Annotated in this window: 1 pseudogene; it reads right to left on the reverse strand. The window is 69.3% G+C overall.

The window, feature by feature from the left end:
- Positions 1-985: pseudogene (locus tag BSB02_RS39225) on the reverse strand (DNA-directed RNA polymerase subunit beta); the annotation flags it as partial.

The raw sequence follows: 985 nt of genomic DNA on the forward strand, positions 1-985 counted from the left end.
GCCGGGCTTCTCGGCGATGATCACATCGCCGGCGTCGGTGGCGGCGCGGTATTCCATCCCGGTGCCCACCAGCGGCGCCTCGCTGCGCAGCAGCGGCACCGCCTGCCGCTGCATGTTGGAGCCCATCAGGGCGCGGTTGGCGTCGTCGTGCTCCAGGAACGGGATCATCGCGGTGGCCACCGACACCATCTGCCGCGGCGACACGTCGATGTAGTCGACGTCGGAGGCACGGGCCAGCTCGGTCTCGCCGCCCTTGGTGCGCACCAGCACGCGGTCCTCGGCGAAGGAACCGTCGGGGTTGAGCGGCGTGTTGGCCTGCGCCTTGACGAAGCGGTCCTCCTCGTCGGCGGTGAGGTAGTCGATCTGGTCGGTGACCCTGCCGTCGACGACCTTGCGGTAGGGGGTCTCCACGAAGCCGAAGGCGTTGATGCGGCCGTAGGTGGCCAGCGAGCCGATCAGGCCGATGTTGGGACCCTCGGGGGTCTCGATCGGGCACATCCGGCCGTAGTGGGACGGGTGCACGTCACGGACCTCGAAGCCGGCCCGCTCGCGGGACAGACCGCCCGGGCCCAGCGCGGACAGCCGCCGCTTGTGGGTCAGCCCGGCCAGCGGGTTGGTCTGGTCCATGAACTGCGACAGCTGCGAGGTGCCGAAGAACTCGCGGATCGACGCCGTCACCGGACGGATGTTGATCAGCGTCTGCGGCGTGATCGCCTCGACGTCCTGGGTGGTCATCCGCTCGCGCACCACCCGCTCCATGCGGGCCAGCCCCAGCCGGACCTGGTTTTGGATCAGCTCGCCCACGCTGCGCAGACGCCGGTTGCCGAAGTGGTCGATGTCGTCGGTCTCGACGATGACCTCGCGGCCGTCGACGCCCTGCATCGTCTCCTCGCCCGCGTGCAGGCGGACGATGTACTCGATCGTGGCGACGATGTCCTCTTCGGTGAGGGTGCCGACGGTGATGTCGGTGTCCAGCCCCAGCTTC

Origin of the sequence: Thermoactinospora rubra, from assembly GCF_002093975.1 — a bacterium.
Classification (GTDB): Bacteria; Actinomycetota; Actinomycetes; order Streptosporangiales; family Streptosporangiaceae; genus Nonomuraea; species Nonomuraea rubra_A.